The following is a 23,786-nucleotide window of genomic DNA, read 5'->3' as shown; positions in this document are numbered from 1 at the left end:
ATATGTATTAACATAAATTTAAGATATTTTAAAAATATTTGTTAATTTTGAGTTAAATAAATTTAACCCAAATTAGCTTATGCGTTTAATAAAAAGATTTTTCTTTTTAAGCCTATTAATTGTTTTAAGTAGCTGTAATAAACAAAATACAACCAAAAATATCTCCCAAAAAGAATTTTTATTAGATGAAATTTCTCCCGAAGAAAGTGGAATAACTTTTAAAAATTTAATAGCTGAAGACATAAACCACAGCATAATAAACTATATATATTTTTATAACGGAAGCGGTGTTGCTGCAGGAGATATAAATAATGATGGTTTAACAGATCTTTACTTTGCTTCTAACCAGAATAGAAATAAACTTTATCTTAATAAGGGTGATTTTAAATTTGAAGACATCTCAGATAAAGCCAATATAAACAGTAATTCTAGTTGGAATACAGGTGTAACAATGGTTGATATAAATAATGATGGCTTTCTTGATATTTACGTATGTTCCGTTTCTGGATTATTAGATTTTACAGGTCATAATGAATTATTTATTAATAATGGTGATGGCACATTTACAGAAAAATCAAAAGAATACGGTTTAGATTTTAAAGGATATTCTACTCAAGCTTACTTTTTTGATTATGATAAAGATTCTGATCTTGATGTTTACATAGTCAATCATGCTATACATACTACAATATCTCATGGTTCTGCAAGCGTTAGAAACGAAAGAACACCTTTAGTTGGAGATGTCTTACTTAAAAATGATAACGGTAAATTTGTTGATGCCAGCGAAGATGCTAAAATTTTTGGCGGAGCAAATGGATATGGGTTAAGCGCTAGTATTGCAGACTTTAATAATGACGGATGGGATGATATATATGTATGCAACGATTTTCATGAAGATGATTATTACTATATAAATCAAAAAGATGGTACTTTTAAAGAGCAACTTAACGACGCTTTTGCTTCTACAAGTAGATTCTCTATGGGTAGCGATGCTGCAGATATTAATAGAGATGGCTTACAAGATATAATTACCTTAGACATGCTTCCTAAAGATGAAAAAGTTATAAAAGAAACAGAAGGTGATGAAGCAATGCTAAATAAACAAACCCAGTTAAGAAATTTAGGGTATAAAAATCAATATTCTAGAAACATGCTTCAAATAAATAGTGATAATGGTAATTACTTTTATGACACTGCAATTATAAATAATCTAGAAGATACCGACTGGAGTTGGGGACCACTTATTGCAGATTTTGATAATGACGGACATCAAGATATTTTTATAGCAAATGGAATTCTAAGAAGACCTAATGGTTTAGATTTTAGAAAATATGTTGCAAATGCATTTAGAAATAGGTCAAGAAGTGCAGGATTAGAATGGTTATACAATTCTATTAATGAAATGCCTAGAGGCGATATTCCTAATGAAATATTTAAAGGAAACTCAGAATCTTTCGAAGTAAAAACTGGCGAATGGATAGAAAAAAAACCTTCACTATCCAACGGAGCTACCTATGCAGACCTTGATAACGATGGAGATTTAGATATTATTACAAATAATCTAAATACTTATCCTACTATTTATAAAAACAATTCCAACAACAATTATATAGCTTTTAAACCAAACTATTTAGACCAAAACAAAGAAGGAATTGGAACGACTTTTACCCTGTATTATGATAACGTTTCTGTAAAAAAGCAAGTTCATAAATCTAGAGGTTTTCTATCATCAACTAGTAATTCTATTCACTTTGGTCTAAATCAATTAAAACAAGTAGATTCAGTAGTAATAGTATGGCCTAATTTAAAAGTTCAAACCATAAAAAACCCTGATATTAACAAGTTACACAATATAAACTACGATTCAATTAATAGTGTTGAGTTTTCATCTATTTATAAAAAACCTGAAATAACTAAAATATTCTTTAAACAAAACATTATAAATTTTGAACCTAAAGAAGATAGCTATAACGACTTTTATGTAGACAAACTTATTCCGTATAAAACATCTACAATTAGTCCTGCTATTGCAATAGCAGATTTAGACAACAATGGATATGAAGATGTTTTTTTAGGTAATTCTTCAGGTCAACAAGCTAAATTGTTATTTAATAACGGGAAATCTTTTAAAGAATCTAATACATTTTTTGAAGACAAAGATTTTGAAGATAATTGTGCTGCTTTTATAGACTTTGACAATGATGGCGACTTGGATTTATACGTTGGAACTGGAATTAACAACAATAGAGATGTAAAATTAGAAAAAGACAGGTTTTACATTAACACAAATAATAAATTTATAAAAAGTGATATTATTCCAGAAAACAAATTAAACACATCCACAGTTATACCTTACGATTATGATCAAGATGGTGATACTGATTTATTTATAGGCAACTTTTCTTCCACAAGAAAATTTGGAGACAATGTAACCTCTTATCTATTAAACAACAATGGACAAGGAAAATTTACAATAGACAACCAGCTAAAATTAGAATCTAAAGTTACAAGCGCTAAATGGGAAGATATAAATAATGATGGAATAAAAGATTTAATTGTATCCTGTCATTGGGACAACCCAAAATTATACATTAACAACGCGGGGAAATTTAATCTTTTAGATTTAAAAAGTAATCTAAATGGTTTGTGGCAAACAATTTCAACATTCGATATAGACCAAGATGGCGATTTAGATATTTTACTAGGAAATTGGGGTAAAAACACAAGATTTAATGCTTCTGAAAAAAAACCTCTTCATATGTATTTTTCAGATTTTGATAATAACAATGTAGACGAAGCCATTATTGCATATAATATTAATGACAAATATTACCCATTAAATTCTAAGGACGAACTTGCTTCTCAAATGAATTTCATAAGTAATAAATATGTAGAACATACAGATTTCTCCTTAAAAACAGTTGAAGAAATTTTTTCAGCTCAAAGCATCCAAAAAGCAAAACTTTTTAAAGTTCATACTTTAGAATCTGGTGTTTTATATAATGACAACGGAAACTTTACAAATTTTAAACCTTTTCCTTATAAATTACAACTTGCTCCTATTAACTCTTTTTTAAATTTAGAATTAGGTAATGAAAACTATGTTATAGTTGGAGGTAATTTAGAAAGTCTAACTACATATCATGGTGCTTACACCTCATTAAAAGGGTATATGTTTAACAACTTAGATAATATACAAGACTTATCTAAACTTGGCGTAGACATATTTAGCAAAGAGATAAAATCTTTAAACAAAATATCTACCAAAACTTCTGATTACCTAATAGTTTTAGCAAAAAATTCTCCTATAAAAACTTATAAAATTAATACTGATTAGTAGACAACAAAACTAACGTACAAGCAATTTCATAATCTATATTGTTTTCCTCTAAAATTTTATAGAATTCAGGATTTTCTGTTCCTGGATTAAAAATTACGCGTTTTGGTTTTAGATTAACCACATAATCATAATACGCTTCTTGTCTAGTTGGATTTAAGTATAGTGTTACGGTATCTATATTTTGATAATCTATTAAATCTGTATCAATAGTTACACTTGCAACATCTCCTTCTTTTAAACCAAAAGCTACAGTAGGTATGTTTTTGGCTACTAACCTATTAATAGCAATATTAGAATAACGTGTTGGGTTTAATGATGCGCCAAGCACTAAAGTTTTCTTCTTCATAAATGTTAAAATTTCTTAAAATTAAATTTTATCGGTAACAATCTTAAACAAAAGTAGTCTTAATAGCATAAATAAATTCATCAATCAATTAATCATTAAACCAAAAAATGAAAAAAATTCTAACCATTGTTATGCTATTGGTAGCCTTTAGCATAAACGCTCAAGACAACTCTAAACCCAAAATTGGTAGTGTTTCCGGTAAAGTTTTAGACGCAAATTTACAACAATCCTTACCATACGTAAACATTGTAATTAAAGACACTAACAACACAATTATTACTGGAGGCATTACAAACGATGATGGTACATTTACAGTAAATCAAATTCCGGTAGGAAAATCTATTGTAAGCATCGAGTTTTTAGGGTATCAAACCGAAAGTAAAAACATTGAAATCTCTAATAGCAACAAAAACATCAATCTTGGCACTATTAATTTAAAAGAATCTGCTGAAAGTCTGGACGAAGTGACTATTGTTGCAGAAACCTCAACCATACAACAAAAAATAGACAGAAAAGTAATCACTGTAGGTAAAGATTTACAAACTGCAGGTGCAACAGCAAGTGACATTATGAATAATATTCCTTCTGTAAATGTAGATCAGCAATCTGGAAATATTAGCTTACGCGGTAACGAAAACGTGCGTGTTATGGTAGACGGAAAATTATCTAACGTGCCAATCGCTCAATTATTAAAACAAATTCCTTCAACAGCAATTAAAAGTATCGAGTTAATCACTAATCCTTCAGCAAAATATAATCCAGAAGGAATGAGTGGAATTATTAATATCAAGCTACATAAAAACACACAACTAGGCTTTAATGGTAACTTAAACCTTGGATTAACTAAAGAAGTGTATGCAAAATTTAACAGCTCTTTAGATTTAAATTATCGCAACGGAAAATTTAACTTTTATGGAAGCTATGGTAATAATATTGGTAAATATGATAATTTTGGATACATCAACCAATTAAACGATAATTCTAGACAAGACTTTAATTTTTACAACAATAACAAATCTCATCTTTTTAAAGTTGGAGTAGATTATTATTTAAACGATAATAACACATTATCTTTTTTTACCAATCAAAATATTTACGATGGTAATGGTACAGGAACAACCAATTTAAGCTTTCCGGATCAAAACTTATATCAAACACAAATCTTTGGTAATGTTTCAGAAAATAACTCAAACCAATACAATTTTGTTTACAAGCATATTTTTAAAAATGAAGACGAAACTTTAGATATCGAAGTTGATTATAACGATTTTAATCAAGATGAAATTGCTAATTTTAATTACATAAATTTTTCATTTCCAGAAAACTACCAAGACCATGTTGATACACAAAGAAATCAAACGACAATAAACGTAGATTATGTTAAACCAATAAACGAAAAAACTAAATTAGAAGTTGGTGCAGAAGCAAGATTATTTACTACAGATTTAGGATATAGTTCTACAGGACAAACATTTTCTAGCACAGGTACAATTATCCCAACACCAAGTACAGCTTTTGATTATAAAAGAGATATTTTTTCAGCATATGTTACCTTTGGAAAAACTATTAGTGAAAAATGGAGCTACCAAGTTGGCGCCAGAGCAGAACAAGTAAATGTAGATGCAGAAGCTTTAAATCTATTTGCAGATGGTACTAATCAAAACCTACCTTTTACAAACGATTATTTTCAAGTGTATCCTTCTGCATTTGTATCGTATACTGCTTCAGAAAAAAATTCTTATCAAGTAAGCTTAAGCAGACGTGTAGATAGACCTGGATTACAACAAGTAAATCCAATTAGAGAATGGAGCACGCCAAGAGTTTCTTCTTATGGTAACACACAACTTTTACCTCAATTTACTAATTCTGCAGAGGTTAATTACACAAGACAATTAAACAAAGGAAACATTACAGCTGGTGTATTTTACAGACTAATAGAAGATAACATTAGTCGTTATGTCTTTGTAGACAGAACAGATGTCACTTCAGGAAACTCTATTTTATCTTACGATAATTTTGATAACACTTCTGCTTACGGTATAGAGCTTTCTAGTAATTACAGACCAACAAAATGGTGGAATTTTAATGCTAGTTTCGATCTATATTCACAGTCTCAAACTGGTATCACAGAATTTATTGATAGTAACGATTTAAGCACTGCTACAGTAGACGATATTAAGACTCAAACTACCGAAGTTCAAAACTTAGTTTGGAATTTCAGAATGTTTAACAACTTTAAAGCTACTAAAAATTTAAGTGTCTCACTATTTGCAATGTATCGCGGAGAAGAAAAGGGTGTGCAAATGACTAGAAAGCCAATGTATTTTGTAAATACTGGTTTACGCTATAGCTTTTTAGAACAAAATAGAGCTACAATTAGTTTTAATTATAGTGACATTTTTAACACCATGAGATTTGAATTTGAAGGTGATACACCTTATCCTTCAGAAGGACAATTTAATTGGGAAAGTAACACATGGAATGTGGCTTTATCTTATAGATTTGGTGGCGGAAAATACCGCGCTCTACAACGTAAACAACGTGATGACAACGAATCTTCTGGTGGCGGCGGATTTATGTAAAAATCTTCTAGAAGTTTAGCTTTTTACCTAAAATAGTTTGATGGTTAGTATTTAAGTAATTAGCTAAATAAGTGAAAACCCAAAGTTTGATCAGCTTTGGGTTTTCATATTTTACAGCTTTTACATTGCTAAAAAAAATTAAAAATTTAGACAAACTACAGCTAATTTTAAGATAAGTTTTTGTTTAACAATGGACTAGTGTTAAATAAGCGTTAATTATTGATAATCAATGTAATAAAACCTCAATTTTATCGTCTTATAATAAACAAACAACATTAGTTTTATAATTTATTTGAATTAGTCCTCAACCCTATAAAACAAAAGTTTAGTTAGTTAAGTTTAATAAATAAAAAATCCGAAACTCACGTTTCGGATTTTTTTTATTTGTCATTGCGAAGATAAAAAGCTAAGTAATATCTGTTTATAATTAGATTCCTGATTGCGCAGGAATTAGTTACCATTTAATAATAACGCTTCCCCAAGTAAATCCACTTCCAAAAGCGGCTAATACTACTGTATCACCTTCGTTAATTTTACCTTCTTCCCAAGCTTCGCATAATGCTAAAGGAATTGATGCTGCAGTTGTGTTACCGTATCTCATAATATTATTAAAAACTTGATCATCTGTTAGTCCAAATTTCTTTTGAATAAATTGAGCTATACGTAAATTTGCTTGATGCGGAATTAACATATCAATATTTTCTTTTTGAAGATTATTTTTCATTAATCCTTCCATAATAACTTCACTAAAACGTACAACAGCGTTCTTAAATACAAATTGTCCGTTCATGTAAGGGAAGTAACTTTCATCATTTTCATCATTATCAGCAATAATATCGGTTACCCAACGTGTTCCCATACCTGGTGCTTTTACCACCAATTCTTCTGCGTGTTCACCTTGACTGTGTAAATGTGTAGATAAAATTCCTTTATTAGTATCCTCTTCTCTACTCACTACAACTGCGCCTGCGCCATCGCCAAAAATAACAGATACGCCTCTTCCTCTTGTAGTTTTATCTAATCCGTGCGAATGTAACTCACTACCAATTACAAGTATGTTTTTATACATACCTGTTTTAATAAAATTATCTGCTACAGATAAAGCATATATAAAACCAGAACATTGGTTACGTACATCTAATGCGCCAACAGTTTTAATATCTAAAGCATGTTGTACTTGTACGCCTGGACCAGGAAAATACATATCTGGACTTAAGGTTGCAAAAATGATAAAATCTATATCGTCTTTATCTAAACCAGAGCGTTCTATAGCTTGTTTTGCTGCTTTTACGCCCATTGTAGCTGTAGTATCGTCGCTACCTGGAGTAACCCATCGTCTTTCTTTAATACCAGTACGCTCAGTAATCCACTCGTCACTAGTATCCATAAACTTGGATAGATCTTGGTTAGTAACCACATTATCTGGTACATACTTACCAATTCCAATAATTTTTGAGTTGTACATAATTTATTTTTATTGCTTACTCAATACTTTGAGTTTGTTTACAGTTAGTCGTGCAATTTAATGTTTTTACGCCTTTTAATAATTCAATATCTAATTTATTCGTTATGCATGCATAACATATTAAAATGTTCAATAATAAAGTGTCACTTTGTCACATTATTGGCATTGGCATTTTTGTTGCCTATTCAAGACAAAATATTAATCTTAACTTTTTGTTCTTTTTAGAACTGAAATAAAAAATAATACATCATGGCAAAAGGAAATATTAACGTTTCGGTAGAAAACATTTTCCCTTTAATTAAAAAATTCTTGTACAGCGATCACGAAATCTTTTTACGTGAGCTTATTAGTAATGCAACAGATGCTACGCTTAAATTAAAACATTTAACAAGCATTGGCGAAGCTAAAACCGAATATGGTAATCCTATTATCGAAGTAAAAATTGATAAAGAAGGAAAAAAATTACACATCATTGATCAAGGATTAGGTATGACTGCCGAAGAGGTAGAAAAATACATTAACCAAGTCGCTTTTTCTGGTGCTGAAGAGTTTTTAGACAAATACAAAGACAGCGCTAAGGATAGCGGAATTATCGGTCACTTCGGACTAGGTTTTTACTCGGCATTTATGGTGGCAGATAAAGTTGAAATTATCACAAAATCTTTTAAAGATGAACCTGCAGCACATTGGATTTGCGATGGAAGTCCAGAATTTACTTTAGAAGAAGCCGATAAAACTGAAAGAGGTACAGAAATTATTCTTCATATTTCTGAAGGTGAAGAAGAATTTTTAGAAGACAGTAAAATTAGAGAGCTTTTAGTGAAGTATAACAAGTTTATGCCAATACCAATTAAGTTTGGTACTAAAACTGAAACTTTACCAAAACCAGAAGACGCTAAAGAAGACGATCCTGCTCCTACAAAAGAAGTAGACAACATTATAAACAACCCAAATCCTGCTTGGACCAAACAACCAACCGAATTAGAAGAAGACGACTATAAGAACTTCTACCGTGAGTTGTATCCAATGCAGTTTGAAGAGCCTCTTTTCAACATTCATCTTAATGTAGATTATCCATTTAACTTAACAGGAATCTTGTATTTCCCTAAGTTATCTAACGATATGCAAATACAAAAGGATAAAATTCAACTATATCAAAATCAAGTATTTGTAACAGATAATGTAGAAGGTATTGTACCAGAATTTTTAACTATGCTACGTGGTGTAATAGATAGTCCAGACATTCCTTTAAACGTGTCTCGTTCTTACTTACAAGCCGATGGCGCAGTTAAAAAAATTAGCTCTTATATTACTCGTAAAGTTGCCGATAAATTAAAGTCGTTATTTAACAGTAACCGCGAAGATTTTGAAGCAAAATGGAATGACATTAAAATTGTTATTGAATACGGAATGCTGTCTGAAGAAAAATTCTTCGAAAAAGCTGAAGCTTTTGCTCTATACCCAACTGTAGACGGTAAATACTACACTTACGACGAACTATACAATGCAATAAAAGCAAAACAAACCGATAAGGACGATAAGTTAATCATTCTTTACGCAAGTAATCAAGATGAGCAACACAGTTACATAGAAGCTGCAAAGGACAAAGGTTACGAAGTCCTATTATTAGATAGTCCTATTGTTTCGCATTTAATGCAAAAATTAGAAGGTTCTAAAGAAAATATATCATTTGCTCGTGTAGATGCAGATCATATTGATAAGTTAATTCAGAAAGAAGAAAACACAATTTCTAAATTAGACGAAGACCAACAAAAACAGTTGGATGAATTGTTGAAAGAAGTGATTCCTTCAGAAAAATTTATGGTGCAATTAGAAGCTATGGATAGTAACGCTACACCATTTATGATCACACAACCAGAATTTATGCGTCGTATGAAAGAGATGCAACAAACTGGTGGCGGCGGTATGTTTGGTATGGGCAATATGCCAGAAATGTATAATTTAATTGTAAACACAAATCACAATTTAATTAGTGACATTTTAAATACCGAAACAAAAGAGGATAAAGAACGCTTAATAAATCAAAGTTTAGATTTAGCACGTTTATCGCAAGGACTTTTAAAAGGAAAAGAACTTAGCGACTTTATCAAACGTAGCTATGACATGATAAAATAATAATTTCTGCTTTCGCGGAAGATTTTAAACCACTTCTTAACCGAAGTGGTTTTTTTATTTTTAAAAATTAAATACATTTTAATAAAATGTATTTAAAAAATATGTATATTAGCAACATGTATAGCAAAGAACTCACAAAAGGAACACTTAAGCCTATCATTTTAAAGCTATTAAGTCAAAGCGATAAAATGTATGGTTACGAGATTACCCAAAAGGTAAAAGACATTACCAAGGGAAAAATAGATATTTCGGAAGGCGCATTATATCCTATTTTACACAAATTAGAAAAGGATAATGTATTAACTACAGAAAAGGTATTTATTGGCAAACGTGTAAGAAAATATTATTCGGTCACCAATAGTGGCAAACAAGTTATTGCCGAACAAACCAATCAAATCAATGATTTTATAAACACATTATCATTAATTTTTAATCCAAAACCAACATTAAAATGATACTTACAGAACAACAAATTAACTATATAGATAAAAATTTACAGTTGTATGGATTAAAAAACCAAACACTTAAAGAAGATATTTTAGACCATATCTGTACGTATATTGAAAATACAGAAGAAACCAACTTTGATATTGCCTATCAAAATGCAATTAATCAATTTGGTGGTTATTTAAATATCAATCAATTACAAAAAGAAACCAATGCACAATTATATTTTAAATCAGCTAAAAACCGAACTAAGTTTTTGTTTATCATTGGTTTTATTACAGCGGTATTAATTTCAGTAGGAAGTATTTTCAAAATTATGCATTTTCCGTTTGCAGGTATTATTATGGTTTCGGGCTTTGCTGTTCTAATTTTCATCACATTACCTTTATTTTTCTACTCAAAATATAAAGACACCATTTTAAAATATCAATCTTAATATTAATTATAAATCAATCAGAAAATGAAAAAATCAGTTTATGTTTTAGGCTTTATTGCCTTGTTTATTTTAAGTACAGGACTTATGTTTAAAAGTATGCATTGGCCTTTTGCGGGTATCATTACCGTAGTTGGATTTGTCCTTTTCAACTTTATGTTCTTACCAACACTTTTTTATAAATTATATAAAAGCAAATAAAATAAAGCCACTTTTTAAAAGTGGCTTTTTCATTTAATAAATTTCTAACATAATATCATTTAAAAAGATGTAATTTAGTCGGTAAACTAACCTTTTTCATGCTAGAAAAACTCTACAAGTTTTTAAATAATGAAACCGAACAACGTGTTTGTAAAGACATTACAGAACAAGCTTGCAAGCATGTTCCAAAAAATTACTTCATTATTTTACTAAGTAACGTATTTACCAAGCTTGGTGATACACTTAGTAATCCTAAAACTGTACTTACTTGGTTAATGAGTTATGTTAACGCTCCTGTATTTTTAATAAGCCTAATTGTACCTATTAGAGAATCTGGATCTATGGTACCGCAAATATTTATTGCTTCTTATATTAACAAACATTCTACAAGAAAATGGTTTTGGGTTATTGGTGCTTTAATTCAGTTTTTAGCAATCGCATCTATTGGATTTATCGTATTAAATTTTAAAAATGAAACTGCTGGATATTTAATTATACTTGCAGTAATTGTTTTTAGTTTGGCTAGAAGTTTAAGCTCTCTAACGTCTAAAGATATTATTGGAAAAACCATACCCAAAACACGAAGAGGACGACTAAAAGGTTTTACTGTTTCTGTTTCTGGTGTTTTAGTATTAGCTGCTGGTTTACTAATTATGTACAAATCCAAAAGCAATGCAACTATAGATTTTTACAGTTATTTAATCTTTTTTGCGGCTCTAACTTGGTTAATTTCTGCTATTATTTATTCTAGAATTAAAGAATTTCCTAATGACGTAGACGAAGATTCCAAAGACAAATCTAATTTTATATCAAAACTAAAACTTTTAAAAACAGACACTAATTTTAGAAACTTTGTGATTGCTAGATCTCTACTTCTCTGCTCTGCTTTAACTGCTCCGTATTACGTAATTTTAGCGCAAAAGTACGTTGGTAAAGAAAGTTATTTATTAGGCTTATTTATTATCGCAAAAGGTGTTGCATCAATAATAAGCTCGCCTTTTTGGGGAAAATTAGCCGATAAATCAAGTAAAAATGTAATGGCTATTGCTGTTTTAATTGCTTCAGTTTTAGGAATAATAATATTTATAATTATTAGTTATTTTGAAACTATTAGAACAATAAACTGGATTTATCCTCTATCCTTTTTTATATTAGGTATCGCATATGGTGGCGTTAGATTAGGCCGAAAAACATATATTGTAGATATGGCTAAAGGCAACCAAAGAACAGATTATGTTTCGGTTAGTAATACAATAATTGGCTTAATTTTATTGGTAACTGGCGGATTAAGTGCTCTTGTGTCTTTACTTTCTATAGAAATTGTGATTCTAATTCTCTCTATTTTTGGGTTAATTGGTGCATACAGAAGTTACTTACTTCCTAACGTAGAAAAATAAACCGCTAAACAAAAACTCTTGTTTACTAAACCAAACGTACGGTTTACTCAATATTCATTTTATTAAGCATGACTTAAAAGTAAGTTTGATGTATAACATTAAAACTTATTATTATGAACAATGCCATTAAACTAAACATCAAATCACCTTGCAGTGAAGATTTTAACCAATTTAAACCAACTGCAAAAGGCGGATTTTGCGCTACGTGCACCAAAGAAGTCATTGATTTTTCTAAAATGAATTCTGAAGACATCATTAATTATTTCAACACTAAAAACACAGCAAATACTTGCGGTAGATTTAAAAGCGAACAATTAACTACATATCAAATTCCTGTAAAACGAAGTAAATTAAGTTGGTTAACTGGTATTGGATTAGCGTGTTTATCTTTTTTCTCATTTGGAACAGCTAACGCACAAGTAAAAACTACTGAAAATAATACGATTGAAAGCACTTCTGCAAAAGACAACTTAACCATAAAAGGTACAATTTCAGACCAAGATGGTTTACCGCTTCCTTCTGCTACTATTTTACTTGAAGGTACTTCTATTGGGACAACAACAGATTTTGATGGTAATTTTGAGTTTCCTCAACCATTAAAAAAAGGTGATGTTTTACAAATAAGCTACGTTGGTTACGAGCCTAAAAAAGTGGTAATAGACGGAAAAGCCAAAGCCCAAACTATTCAATTGAATATTAGTATGGATGTTGGCTCTGTAATAATGATGGGAAAAGTATCTTCTAAAAAATTATACAAATCTAAAAAGGATTAATAGCTATGAGAAATGTACTTACTATCATTTCTGTTTTAATCTTAAATGTTGCTTTTGCGCAAGTTTCAGATTTTAAATCTATCGATTTTACTGTTGCAGATAATGTTGCAAAACTCAACAATGGTAAAAACTTAGATAATTTACCACTGCTTGCGCATGAGCTAACTTATAAATTAGATACAGATGTAGAAAAATTTAGAGCGATTTACACTTGGGTTAGTACCAATATAAAAGGCGATTTAACTGTAAGCGATAAAGTGTTACACAAAAGAAAAAAACATAAAAATGATAGTTTAAGTTACACACAATGGAATAACGATTACTTAAAAAAAGCGTTTAAAAAACTATTTAAACACAAAAAAACAATGTGCACAGGTTACGCTTATTTAATAAAGCAACTTTGCTTTTTTGCAAATATTGATTGCGAAATTATTAATGGCTACGGTAGAAGTTTTGATGCAAATGTTGAAAGTTTAGAGCTCGTAAACCATTCTTGGAATGCAGTAAAACTTAACAACAAATGGTATTTATGCGATGCTACTTGGTCTAGCGGTTATTTTTTAGGTGCAAAATTCATTCAAGAATATAACGATGGTTATTTTTTAACAGATCCTGTTTTATTCGCAAAAAATCATATTCCTATTGATAGATCTTGGTTTTTAAATCAAAAATTAGAAGTCAAAACGTTTATAGCAGAACCTTTAGTTTACGCTGAAACGTTTAAGCACAAAATAATCCCAATTCAACCTAATACACTAATTACCGAAGTAGAAAAAAACCAAACCTTAACATTTCAAATTAAAACTTTAAAACCTCTAAAACTTGAAGATTTAAGACTTATTTATTTTAAATCTTTAGAAATTAAAGACCTAAAAATCAACACTAAATTAGAAAAAGATCATACCATTACCTTAACAACTCAGTTTAACCATCGCGGATTGTATGATGTTCATTTAGCTGTAAAAGACGATGTTTTTGCAACATTTACCATAAAAGTTATAAAAACTAATAGCGCAGAAAAAATTAATCAAGCACTTGTAAGCAACTAACATTTTATAGCAAATAATTTAGCTACCTTTGTAGTAAATATTTAGCTTAATGTCATTTAAAGACTTACAATTAAACAAACCTTTACGTCGTGCTGTTGCAGATGCTGGTTACGACAACCCTACTTTGGTACAAGAAAAAGCAATTCCTGCTATTTTAGATAAAAAAGACGTTATTGTTTCTGCGCAAACAGGTACCGGTAAAACTGCAGCATTTGCATTACCAATTTTACAATTACTTTTTGACAAACAAGATGCACCAAAACGCGGTAAAAAAATTAAAGCACTTATTGTAAGTCCAACACGCGAATTAGCAGTACAAATCGCTAAAAACTTCGAAACCTATTCTACTTACACTAATCTTAGAACAACTGTGGTTTTTGGTGGTACATCTGTAGAGCCTCAAAAAGACATACTTAATAAAGGCGTAGATATTTTAATTGCTACACCTGGTAGATTGTTAGATTTACACAAGCAAACAGCTTTACATTTAGATCAAGTTGAAGTTTTGGTTTTAGATGAAGCCGATTTAATGCTAGATATGGGATTTATTGATGATGTAAGAAAAATTGAACGCTTATGTCCTACCGAAAAACAAACACTTTTATTTTCGGCAACAATACCTCATAAGGTTGAAAATTTAGCAAAAACCATTTTAAATAATCCAGAATGTATTTTGGTTGCGCCTAATGCATCTACCTCTAAAAATATTGAGCAGTTATTATATTATGTACCAAAACGTAATAAAATAGAATTGTGTTTACACTTACTACGTAACACTATAAAAGGACATATTATCATTTTTAGACGTACCAAATTTGGCGTTAGTAAATTAGAACAAACACTATTAAAAAACGGATATAAAGTAGATAGTATACATGGTGACAAAAGTCAAAGTGCAAGACAGCAAGCCTTAAATAATTTCACTAATAAAGAAGTCAATATTTTAATAGCAACAGATGTTGCAGCACGTGGTATAGATATAGACAGTTTGGATGCAGTAATCAATTTTGATTTACCAAATATACCAGAAACTTATGTCCATAGAATTGGTCGTACAGCACGTGCTGGTCAAACTGGTATAGCTTATTCATTTTGTAGTGCAGACGAAAAATCTTATATTAAAACCATCCAACAATTAATTAGTTTACAACTTGATGTTATTGACGATCATCCATATCCTTTAGACCCAAAAGCAAAACCTATTGTGCATACGTCTAATAAAAAAAGTAAGCACAAAAAAGGACGAAAAGGAAAAGGTAGTAAACAAAAGAAAAAACGCTGGTATTAAAATAGAATTCTTTTTAGATGAAATACATATCATTTTTAATTTTCATAATTTCAATACAATTAGGCTTTAGCCAAACCTTTGTAAAAGACAGTTTAAACAATCAACCTGTATCTTTTGCAACCATAGATTTTGGTAATGGTTACGGGACTTTTGCAGACGAAGAAGGTAAATTTTATTACAGCGAAAAACTATATAAAGGTATAGATACTTTAGCCATATCTGCTTTAGGCTATAAGAAGAAAAAAGTGGCGACAAACCAATTAGGTAATAGTGTACTTTTAAACCAAGAGTCTTCTATGTTAGAAGAAGTAATTGTTACTGCAACACCAAAAGGTAAATACAAATTGGTTACCTTAAAACCTAATGGTCACGAAGACTATTTTAAATGCTGGTTACCAACTATTGAAAGTGAAATCGCAGTGTTTTTCCCAAACAATTCACCAAATACAAAACGAATTTCAAAACTTTTACTACCGATAAAAACTGAAGCTAAAAATTGGGACAAACGCCATAAGGACAAACACGAAAAAAGACCATTTTCAACCCTCTTTAGAGTTCAGTTTTATGATAATAATAACGGTTTACCAGGCGATGTTTTAACTTACGAAAAGATATTATTCATAGCTAATCAAGATACAGATCCTATTTTTGAATTTGATGTTACAAACAGTAATATTATAATTCCTGAAGATGGAATTTTTGTTTCTATTCAAGTTTTAGGCTACACAGATAAAGACGGCAAGTTATTACCTAATAAAAAATATAAAGAGGTAGAAACTAAACGTGGTACCGTAAAAGTCTCTACAACCTTTAGACCGTTATTACCATTTACAGATCAAATAGCAAGCAAACATACTTATGTAAAACGCATTTTTCATAACAACGGTGAATGGGTATTATTTGATCAAAAAAACATAAAAAATTCTAACTTACTTAAAGCAGGATTAAACAATTACGGAATGGGTTTAAAAGTAGAAGTCTATAAAGACAAATAATTATAAATTTCGTCTTATTTATTATGTTTCAAAATTACTGCGCTTAGGCTTGTAAATTCATAATTTTGTAGTATTTTTATTATTCATTCTGTAATAAAAATAAGGCTATTATTTATGACCGAAATTGATATTGAAAAAGAAAATGCTGCGATTGCAAAAGCCTATAAAGAACTTCTTAAAGTAAGTTATCGTACACTATCCACAGAAGACAAAAAACTAATACGTAAGGCGTTTAATGTTGCTGTAGAAGCACATAGTGATCAACGTCGTAAAAGTGGCGAAGCTTATATATTTCATCCTATTGCTGTTGCAAAAATAGTAGCGCAAGAAATTGGTCTAGATGCAATATCTATTGCTGCCGCATTATTACATGATGTTGTAGAAGATAACGAAAACTATACCGTAAAAGATATAGAACGTCTATTTGGTCCAATAGTCGCAAAAATAGTAGATGGTTTAACAAAAATATCATCGTTAAAAAAAGACATGAATGTGTCTTTACAAGCAGAAAACTTTAGAAAAATGCTGCTTACTTTAAATGATGATGTTCGTGTTATAATTATAAAAATTGCCGATCGTTTGCACAACATGCAAACCATGGACTCAATGCGTCCAGACAAGCAAGAAAAAATTGCTAGCGAAACACTTTACATCTATGCGCCATTAGCACATAGAATTGGACTTTACAATATTAAAACCGAACTTGAAGATCTTGACTTAAAATATACCGAACCTGAAGTATATAACGACATCTTATTTAAGATGAAAGAAAGCAAAGAAGAACAAGATGCATACATACGCGAATTTAATGACTTGCTCAAAAAGTCTTTAGATAAAGAAGGTTTAAATTACATCATTAAAGGACGACCAAAATCTATTTTTTCTATTAAAAGAAAAATGGATAAACAAGGCGTATCGTTTGATGAAGTTTACGATAAATTTGCAATCAGAATTATTTATAAATCAGACCGAGCAAACGAAAAATTCTTAGCTTGGAAAATCTATTCAATTGTAACAGATCATTTTAGACCAAATCCAACACGTTTACGCGACTGGATATCGTCACCTAAATCTACAGGTTACGAAGCATTACACATCACTGTAGTTGGACCAAAAAGTAGATGGGTTGAAGTACAAATACGAAGTGAACGCATGAATGAAATAGCCGAAAAAGGCTATGCAGCGCACTACAAATACAAAAATGCAGACGAAAACGATGACAATCTAGACATGTGGATAAATCGTTTACAAGATGCTTTAGAAAACGCATCTACAAACGCAGTAGATTTTGTAGAACAATTTAAACTCAACCTATATTCTAAAGAGATATTTGTATTCACACCAAAAGGAGAATTAAAATCCTTACCAAAAGGTGCAACACCTTTAGACTTTGCGTTTAGTATACATACAGAAGTTGGTCGCAAAACACGTGGCGCTAAAGTAAATGGTAAACTTGTACCATTAAGCCATAAATTAAATAGTGGTGATAGAGTAGAAATTATTACCTCAGAAAATTCTAAACCAAACCCAAACTGGTTAGATTATGCAACAACAGGTCGTGCAAGAAGTAAAATAAAATCTTTACTAAAAGAAGACACTAAAATCATTGGTGAAGAAGGTAAAGAAATTTTAAGACGAAAACTAAAACAACTAAAAATAGAACTAAACGAAAGATCTGTTAACGAAATGGTTAACTTCTTTAAATTAAAAACAAGTTTAGATTTATTTTATCGTGTTGGAACAGGCAACATAGACAATGCAGCGTTAAAAGATTATGCAGCTTCAAGAAGCAATGCGCTAGTAAGTTTTATTAAAAACAAAATATCTAGACGTCAAAATGTTGCGCCAGAAGAAATTAACAAAGACGAAATAACACACAAGTACGATTTATTAGTATTTGGAAAAGAAGAAGAAAAGCTAGACTACAAATTTGCAAATTGTTGTAATCCAATACCAGGTGATCCAGTATTTGGATTTGTAACAATAAACGATGGTATCAAAGTCCATAAAAAATCGTGTCCTAATGCATTAAGCTTGCAATCTAATTACGCATATAGAATTATGCAAGCCAAGTGGATAGACTCTTCGCAACGCGAGTTTGCTGCACAAATAAGATTGTCTGGGATAGACAATTTAGGGTTAGTAAACGAGATAACAAAAGTCATTTCATCAAACATGCATGTCAACATGAAAAGCATAAGTTTTGATAGTGACGATGGAATATTTACAGGAAAAATTAACGTAGTGGTACGTAATAATACCTTACTAAAAAAGCTAATAGATAATCTTAAAAAAATTAATGGTATAGATAAAGTAACTAGACTATAACTCACTTTGTTAATAACTATTAATAACCCGATAACTAATGCAATAAAAATTAGCATTCTTCCTCAAAAAAAAATGTAAATTTGTGAGATAATTATGAGTGCAACAACGGACATCAAAAATCAAGAAATCGTTAAAAATGTGTTTACCGCTTTTTTAGAAGAAAAAGGGCATCGTAAAACACCAGAACGATATGCAATACTTCAAGAAATTTATTCTAGTAACGAGCATTTTGATATAGAATCTCTATATCTAAACATGAAAAATAAAAAATATCGTGTTAGTCGTGCTACACTATACAACACAATAGAATTACTTCTAGATTGTGGATTAGTTAGAAAACACCAATTTGGTAAAAACCAAGCACATTATGAAAAGTCATATTTTGACAAACAACACGATCACGTTATTTTACAAGATACTGGAGAAGTTATAGAATTTTGCGATCCTCGCATTCAAGCAATTAAAAAAACCATCGAAGAAGTGTTTGATATAGAAATAAACAAACACTCTTTATACTTTTACGGTAACCGAAAAAAATCACAAAACAACTAAATATAATGGCAGTAGATTTACTACTTGGTTTACAATGGGGAGATGAAGGCAAAGGAAAAATTGTCGACGTATTAACCTCAAAATACAATATTATTGCACGCTTTCAAGGCGGACCAAACGCTGGTCACACACTTGTCTTTAACGGTAAAAAACATGTATTACACACAATACCTTCAGGTATTTTTCATGAAGATGCAACCAACCTAGTTGGTAACGGTGTAGTAATAGATCCTGTTATCTTTAAAAAAGAATTAGATAAGTTAGCAGAACAAGATGTAGATTACAAAAAGTCATTATTAATTTCGCGCAAAGCACACATAATTTTACCAACACATCGTTTATTAGACGCTGCAAGTGAAGCCTCTAAAGGAAAAGCAAAAATTGGTTCTACATTAAAAGGAATTGGACCAACTTACATGGATAAAACAGGTCGTAACGGTTTACGTGTTGGAGATTTAGAATTAGACACTTGGAAAGAAAAATATCGTAATCTAGCAGACAAGCACGAATCTATGATAGATTTCTACGATGCAAAAATAGAATACGATTTAAAAGAATTAGAAAACGAGTTTTTTGAAGCTATTAAAGTTTTAAAATCTCTAACTTTTATAGACTCTGAAGAATATGTTTTTCAAGCTCAAAAATCTGGAAAAAGTATTTTAGCAGAAGGTGCTCAAGGCTCTTTATTAGATATCGATTTTGGAACTTATCCATTTGTAACATCAAGTAATACAACTGCTGCTGGAGCTTGTACTGGATTAGGTGTAGCGCCAAATAAAATAAAAGAAGTATTTGGTATATTTAAAGCATACACAACACGTGTTGGATCTGGTCCATTTCCTACAGAATTATTTGACGAAGATGGTGCAACTATGGCTCGTGTTGGTCATGAATTTGGAGCAACAACAGGAAGACCAAGACGTTGTGGTTGGTTAGACTTGGTAGCATTAAAATATGCTTGTCAAGTTAATGGTGTTACGCAATTAATGATGATGAAAGCTGATGTATTATCAGGATTTAAAACATTAAAAGTAGCTACAGCATACAAATACAAAGGTGAAACCATTAACCATTTACCTTACAATATCGAACCTGAAAATGTTGAGCCAATTTATACTGAATTTAATGGTTGGGCAGAAGATTTAACAGAAATGTCCGACGCTTCTACTCTACCTCAAGCACTAAATGAGTATATCGCATTTTTAGAAAAAGAATTAGAAATTCCTATCACTATTGTTTCTGTTGGACCAGACAGAAAACAAACAATATTTAGATAAAAAAATCAAGATTCAAATTACAAAAACCTGCTAACAAATAAATTAGCAGGTTTTTCAGTCTTAAATAATTCCTAATAGATAATACTAAGTAAGTTAAATCGTTATTTTTGCAACAAATACCTTAAAATTGAAATCATTTAAAATTAAATATTTACTACTATTTATCTTTGCTTTTGCAACATCAATTGTATTTGCACAACGTAAAACTATAGAGATAAAATATGCTGGATTTGGAGATAAAGACGAAGAAAAATTTCCTGGTGCACAAATTTTAACCAGAGATGATGCCCAACAAATTCACATTTTTCATGACGGCATAGACATGTATTGTGACAAAGCAATATTTTATGGTAAAGAAGACTTTGTCGAAGCGTACGGAAATGTAAAAATGGTTCAAGGTGACACCATAAACCTAAACTCTAAATACGCAGAATATTCTGGTAAAACTCAATTGGCTTTTGCTAGTGGTGATGTAATTTTAACCGAACCTAAATCTACCCTTACAACAGACACATTATACTTTAATAGAGCAAAACAAGAAGCGTTTTATAAAACAGGCGGAAAAGTTGTAAGAGATTCTTCTGGAACAATTACAAGTACTATTGGTCGTTATTTTATGCCAAGAAAAAAATACAGATTTCAAGATAGTGTTAAGTTAGTAAACCCAGAATATACGTTAAAGACTAAAATTTTAGATTATTATACAGATACAGGTCACGCTTATATGTACGGACCTTCAACTATAGAAGACGCTGTAAGTAAAATTTATTGCGAACGCGGTTTTTATAACACAGAAAATGACACAGGTTATTTTGTGAAAAAATCCCGAATAGATTACGATAATCGTGTGTTTGAAGGCGACAGTATGTACTTTGATCGTGGTCGTAGTTTTGCATCGGCAACTAATAATATTAAAGTCACAGACACTTTAAACAACAGTATTGTAAAAGGGCATTATGCCGAAGTGTATCGCGCCAAAGACTCAGTATTTATTACAAAACGCGCTTTAGCCATTACCATTCAAGAAAAAGATAGCATTTACATGCATGCAGACACGTTAATGGTTACCGGTAAACCAGAACATCGTATTACTAGAGCGTATTACAAAGCAAAAATTTACAAATCAGACATAAGTGGTAAAGCAGATTCTGTTCATGTAGATCATAAAATTGGATTAACTAAACTTATCAATCTTGCTAGATTAAATAAAGGTGATGCATTTTCAGCAGCAAGAAAACCAATATTGTGGAATCTTAAAAATCAAATGACAGGAGATACAATTCATTTAAAATCTAATCCAGAAACCGAAAAATTAGATTCGCTAATTGTGTTTTATAATGCATTTGTAATAAGTAAAGATACTATTAGTGAAGATGGTTATAATCAAATTTCTGGACAAAAATTAATTGGATTATTTGATGATCAAAACAATTTAAAACAAGTTAATATTCTTAAAAATTCAGAATCTATTAATTACAGCCGAAATGAAAACGGAGAATTAATTGGTATCGAAAAATCAAAATCTGCAGATATCGAAATGTATTTTGAAAATAAAGAACTAACAGAGCTAAGAAAGCTAAGACAGTTTGACGGTAAATTATATACCGAAGAAGAGTTTCCTAAAAATGCAAGACGATTAAGAGGTTTTGATTGGCGTGAAGATGAAAGGCCAAATTCTGTAGAAGACCTATTTTCAGAAGACCCACCACTTAACCTTCCTAAAATTAAAGGTTTAGAACCATATAATGATGAAGAAGAATTTTTTAACGACGATTTAATTGGTCGTGTAAAAAAAGCCGATCAAGAAGCTAAGGACAAAAATCTAATTAAAAAAGACGAAAAACCTAAAGCCTCTAGAAACATACCTAAACAATTAATGGTACCTAAAAAGTTACCTCCAAAAACCAAAAAGCGTTCTGTAAATAAAGAAGAATAATATGAAAGATTTATTCTTTAAATATCAAGCACAAACTTCACCTTTCCCTTTAGGCATGGAAGTTTCTCATGCAAAAGGAAGCTATATTTATGACACAAACAACAATGCGTTTTTAGATTTTGTTGCTGGTGTATCTGCATGCACTTTAGGACATTGTCACCCTAAAGTTGTAACTGCTATAAAAGATCAAACAGAAAAGTACTTACATGTAATGGTTTATGGCGAATATGCCCAAAATCCAGCTGTAGATTTATGTCAATTCATAGCCAACCACTTACCTGCACCATTAGAACAAACCTATTTGGTAAATTCTGGTACAGAAGCTATTGAAGGCGCTTTAAAACTAGCTAGACGTGTAACAGGAAGAAGTGAGATTATTGCAATGCATAATGCATATCATGGTAATACTATGGGATCATTAAGTTTAATGGATTATGAAGAAAGAAAAGCGCCTTTTAGACCACTTATCCCAGATGTGCATCATATTAATTTTAATAGTGAAACGGACTTAGATTTCATTACTAATAAAACTGCAGCAGTTATTGCCGAGACCATTCAAGGTGGCGCAGGATTTATAGAACCAACCAACAATTACCTATCTAAATTAAAAGCAAAGTGCAAAAGCGTTGGCGCGTTATTAATTTTAGACGAAATTCAACCAGGAATTGGTAGAACAGGTAAGCTTTTTGGGTTTCAAAACTATAATGTAATTCCGGATATTGTAGTCACAGGTAAAGGTCTTGGTGGCGGATTACCAATTGGCGCATTTACTGCTTCTACAGCACATATGTCTTTACTGCAAGACAATCCTAAAATGGGACATATTACAACTTTTGGTGGCAATCCAGTAATTGCAGCTTCCGCTTTAGCGACTTTAAAAGAAGTAGTATCTACCAATCTAATGGAACAAACTTTAGAAAAAGAAACATTAATAAGACAGCATTTAAAACATCCTTTAATAAAAGAAATTAGAGGTAAAGGATTAATGCTTGCTGCAATAACAACTTCGCCAGAAGTGACTAATCATGTTGTATTAGAAGCACAAAAACAAGGATTAATCTTATTCTGGTTATTGTTTGAGCCTAAAGCCATACGTATTACTCCTCCATTAACTATTTCTAAAGAAGAAATTATAAAAGGTTGTGGCATTATTATTGACATACTAAATAACTATAAGTAATTAATTTATAGTTATTACGACCTATTAGAAACGAAGTAAAAATTAGATTGTTCATTACTTT

The 23,786-nt window shown here is 30.7% G+C and carries 18 protein-coding genes; 16 read left to right on the top strand and 2 right to left on the bottom strand.

The annotated features are described in order from the left end of the window. The first annotated feature begins 79 nt into the window (after nt 1–79). Complete coding sequence (locus IFB02_RS09775) at nt 80–3,337, top strand: VCBS repeat-containing protein (RefSeq protein ID WP_106687190.1); 3,258 nt, start codon at nt 80–82, stop codon at nt 3,335–3,337. Here IFB02_RS09775 and IFB02_RS09770 read toward each other — a convergent pair. After that, entirely contained in the window at nt 3,324–3,686 is a 363-nt protein-coding gene (locus IFB02_RS09770; protein WP_106687189.1) for a CoA-binding protein, read from the bottom strand. The genes IFB02_RS09775 and IFB02_RS09770 overlap by 14 nt on opposite strands. 107 nt (nt 3,687–3,793) lie before the next feature. Between IFB02_RS09770 and IFB02_RS09765 the strand changes: the two genes are divergently transcribed. After that, nucleotides 3,794–6,268, top strand: coding sequence for an outer membrane beta-barrel family protein (locus tag IFB02_RS09765; protein ID WP_106687188.1), 2,475 nt, complete (start codon nt 3,794–3,796; stop codon nt 6,266–6,268). 454 nt (nt 6,269–6,722) lie between these two features. Here the strand turns inward: IFB02_RS09765 and IFB02_RS09760 are convergent, their stop codons facing one another. Further along, entirely contained in the window at nt 6,723–7,733 is a 1,011-nt protein-coding gene (locus tag IFB02_RS09760; RefSeq protein WP_106687187.1) for a 3-oxoacyl-ACP synthase III family protein, read from the bottom strand. A gap of 249 nt (nt 7,734–7,982) precedes the next feature. Between IFB02_RS09760 and htpG the strand changes: the two genes are divergently transcribed. The 14 genes from htpG to IFB02_RS09690 all read left to right on the top strand — a co-directional run bounded on the left by htpG (nt 7,983) and on the right by IFB02_RS09690 (nt 23,725). Next, nucleotides 7,983–9,869 (top strand): molecular chaperone HtpG, encoded by a 1,887-nt coding sequence (gene htpG / locus IFB02_RS09755; RefSeq protein WP_106687186.1) that lies wholly within the window; start codon nt 7,983–7,985, stop codon nt 9,867–9,869. 86 nt (nt 9,870–9,955) lie between these two features. Continuing rightward, the gene (locus IFB02_RS09750; RefSeq protein ID WP_317173460.1) at nt 9,956–10,324 is read left to right on the top strand and encodes a PadR family transcriptional regulator; all 369 of its coding nucleotides are present in this window, start codon (nt 9,956–9,958) and stop codon (nt 10,322–10,324) included. Continuing rightward, a complete protein-coding gene (locus IFB02_RS09745; RefSeq protein WP_106687185.1) occupies nt 10,321–10,752 on the top strand; it encodes a hypothetical protein in 432 nt (143 codons plus the stop codon). Before IFB02_RS09750 ends, IFB02_RS09745 begins: the two co-directional genes overlap by 4 nt. A gap of 24 nt (nt 10,753–10,776) precedes the next feature. After that, a complete protein-coding gene (locus tag IFB02_RS09740; RefSeq protein ID WP_165569193.1) occupies nt 10,777–10,950 on the top strand; it encodes a hypothetical protein in 174 nt (57 codons plus the stop codon). A 98-nt stretch (nt 10,951–11,048) separates the two neighbouring features. Beyond that, nucleotides 11,049–12,347, top strand: a complete 1,299-nt coding sequence (locus IFB02_RS09735; RefSeq protein ID WP_106687184.1) for an MFS transporter — start codon at nt 11,049–11,051, stop codon at nt 12,345–12,347. 113 nt (nt 12,348–12,460) lie between these two features. Further along, nucleotides 12,461–13,120 (top strand): carboxypeptidase-like regulatory domain-containing protein, encoded by a 660-nt coding sequence (locus tag IFB02_RS09730; protein WP_106687183.1) that lies wholly within the window; start codon nt 12,461–12,463, stop codon nt 13,118–13,120. A 5-nt stretch (nt 13,121–13,125) separates the two neighbouring features. Beyond that, complete coding sequence (locus tag IFB02_RS09725; RefSeq protein ID WP_106687182.1) at nt 13,126–14,169, top strand: transglutaminase domain-containing protein; 1,044 nt, start codon at nt 13,126–13,128, stop codon at nt 14,167–14,169. A gap of 49 nt (nt 14,170–14,218) precedes the next feature. Next, nucleotides 14,219–15,457 (top strand): DEAD/DEAH box helicase, encoded by a 1,239-nt coding sequence (locus IFB02_RS09720; protein WP_106687181.1) that lies wholly within the window; start codon nt 14,219–14,221, stop codon nt 15,455–15,457. A 17-nt stretch (nt 15,458–15,474) separates the two neighbouring features. Continuing rightward, on the top strand, nt 15,475–16,452 hold the full coding sequence (locus IFB02_RS09715) for a carboxypeptidase-like regulatory domain-containing protein (protein ID WP_106687180.1): 978 nt from the start codon (nt 15,475–15,477) through the stop codon (nt 16,450–16,452). Nucleotides 16,453–16,566: 114 nt separating this feature from the next. Next, on the top strand, nt 16,567–18,780 hold the full coding sequence (locus IFB02_RS09710) for a RelA/SpoT family protein (RefSeq protein WP_191072705.1): 2,214 nt from the start codon (nt 16,567–16,569) through the stop codon (nt 18,778–18,780). Between the two features lie 93 nt (nt 18,781–18,873). Continuing rightward, a complete protein-coding gene (locus IFB02_RS09705; RefSeq protein ID WP_106687178.1) occupies nt 18,874–19,332 on the top strand; it encodes a Fur family transcriptional regulator in 459 nt (152 codons plus the stop codon). Between the two features lie 5 nt (nt 19,333–19,337). Then, nucleotides 19,338–20,609 (top strand): adenylosuccinate synthase, encoded by a 1,272-nt coding sequence (locus IFB02_RS09700; protein WP_106687177.1) that lies wholly within the window; start codon nt 19,338–19,340, stop codon nt 20,607–20,609. A gap of 127 nt (nt 20,610–20,736) precedes the next feature. Beyond that, nucleotides 20,737–22,545: an OstA-like protein gene (locus IFB02_RS09695; protein WP_223878833.1), complete on the top strand. Its 1,809-nt coding sequence runs from the start codon at nt 20,737–20,739 to the stop codon at nt 22,543–22,545. A 1-nt stretch (nt 22,546) separates the two neighbouring features. Then, entirely contained in the window at nt 22,547–23,725 is a 1,179-nt protein-coding gene (locus tag IFB02_RS09690) for an aspartate aminotransferase family protein (RefSeq protein ID WP_191072704.1), read from the top strand. The last annotated feature ends 61 nt before the right edge of the window (nt 23,726–23,786 follow it).

The organism is Mesoflavibacter profundi (assembly GCF_014764305.1).
Lineage (GTDB): Bacteria > Bacteroidota > Bacteroidia > Flavobacteriales > Flavobacteriaceae > Mesoflavibacter > Mesoflavibacter profundi.
Note: the sequence above shows the minus strand (reverse complement) of the source record. Positions and strands in the feature narration are given on the sequence as shown.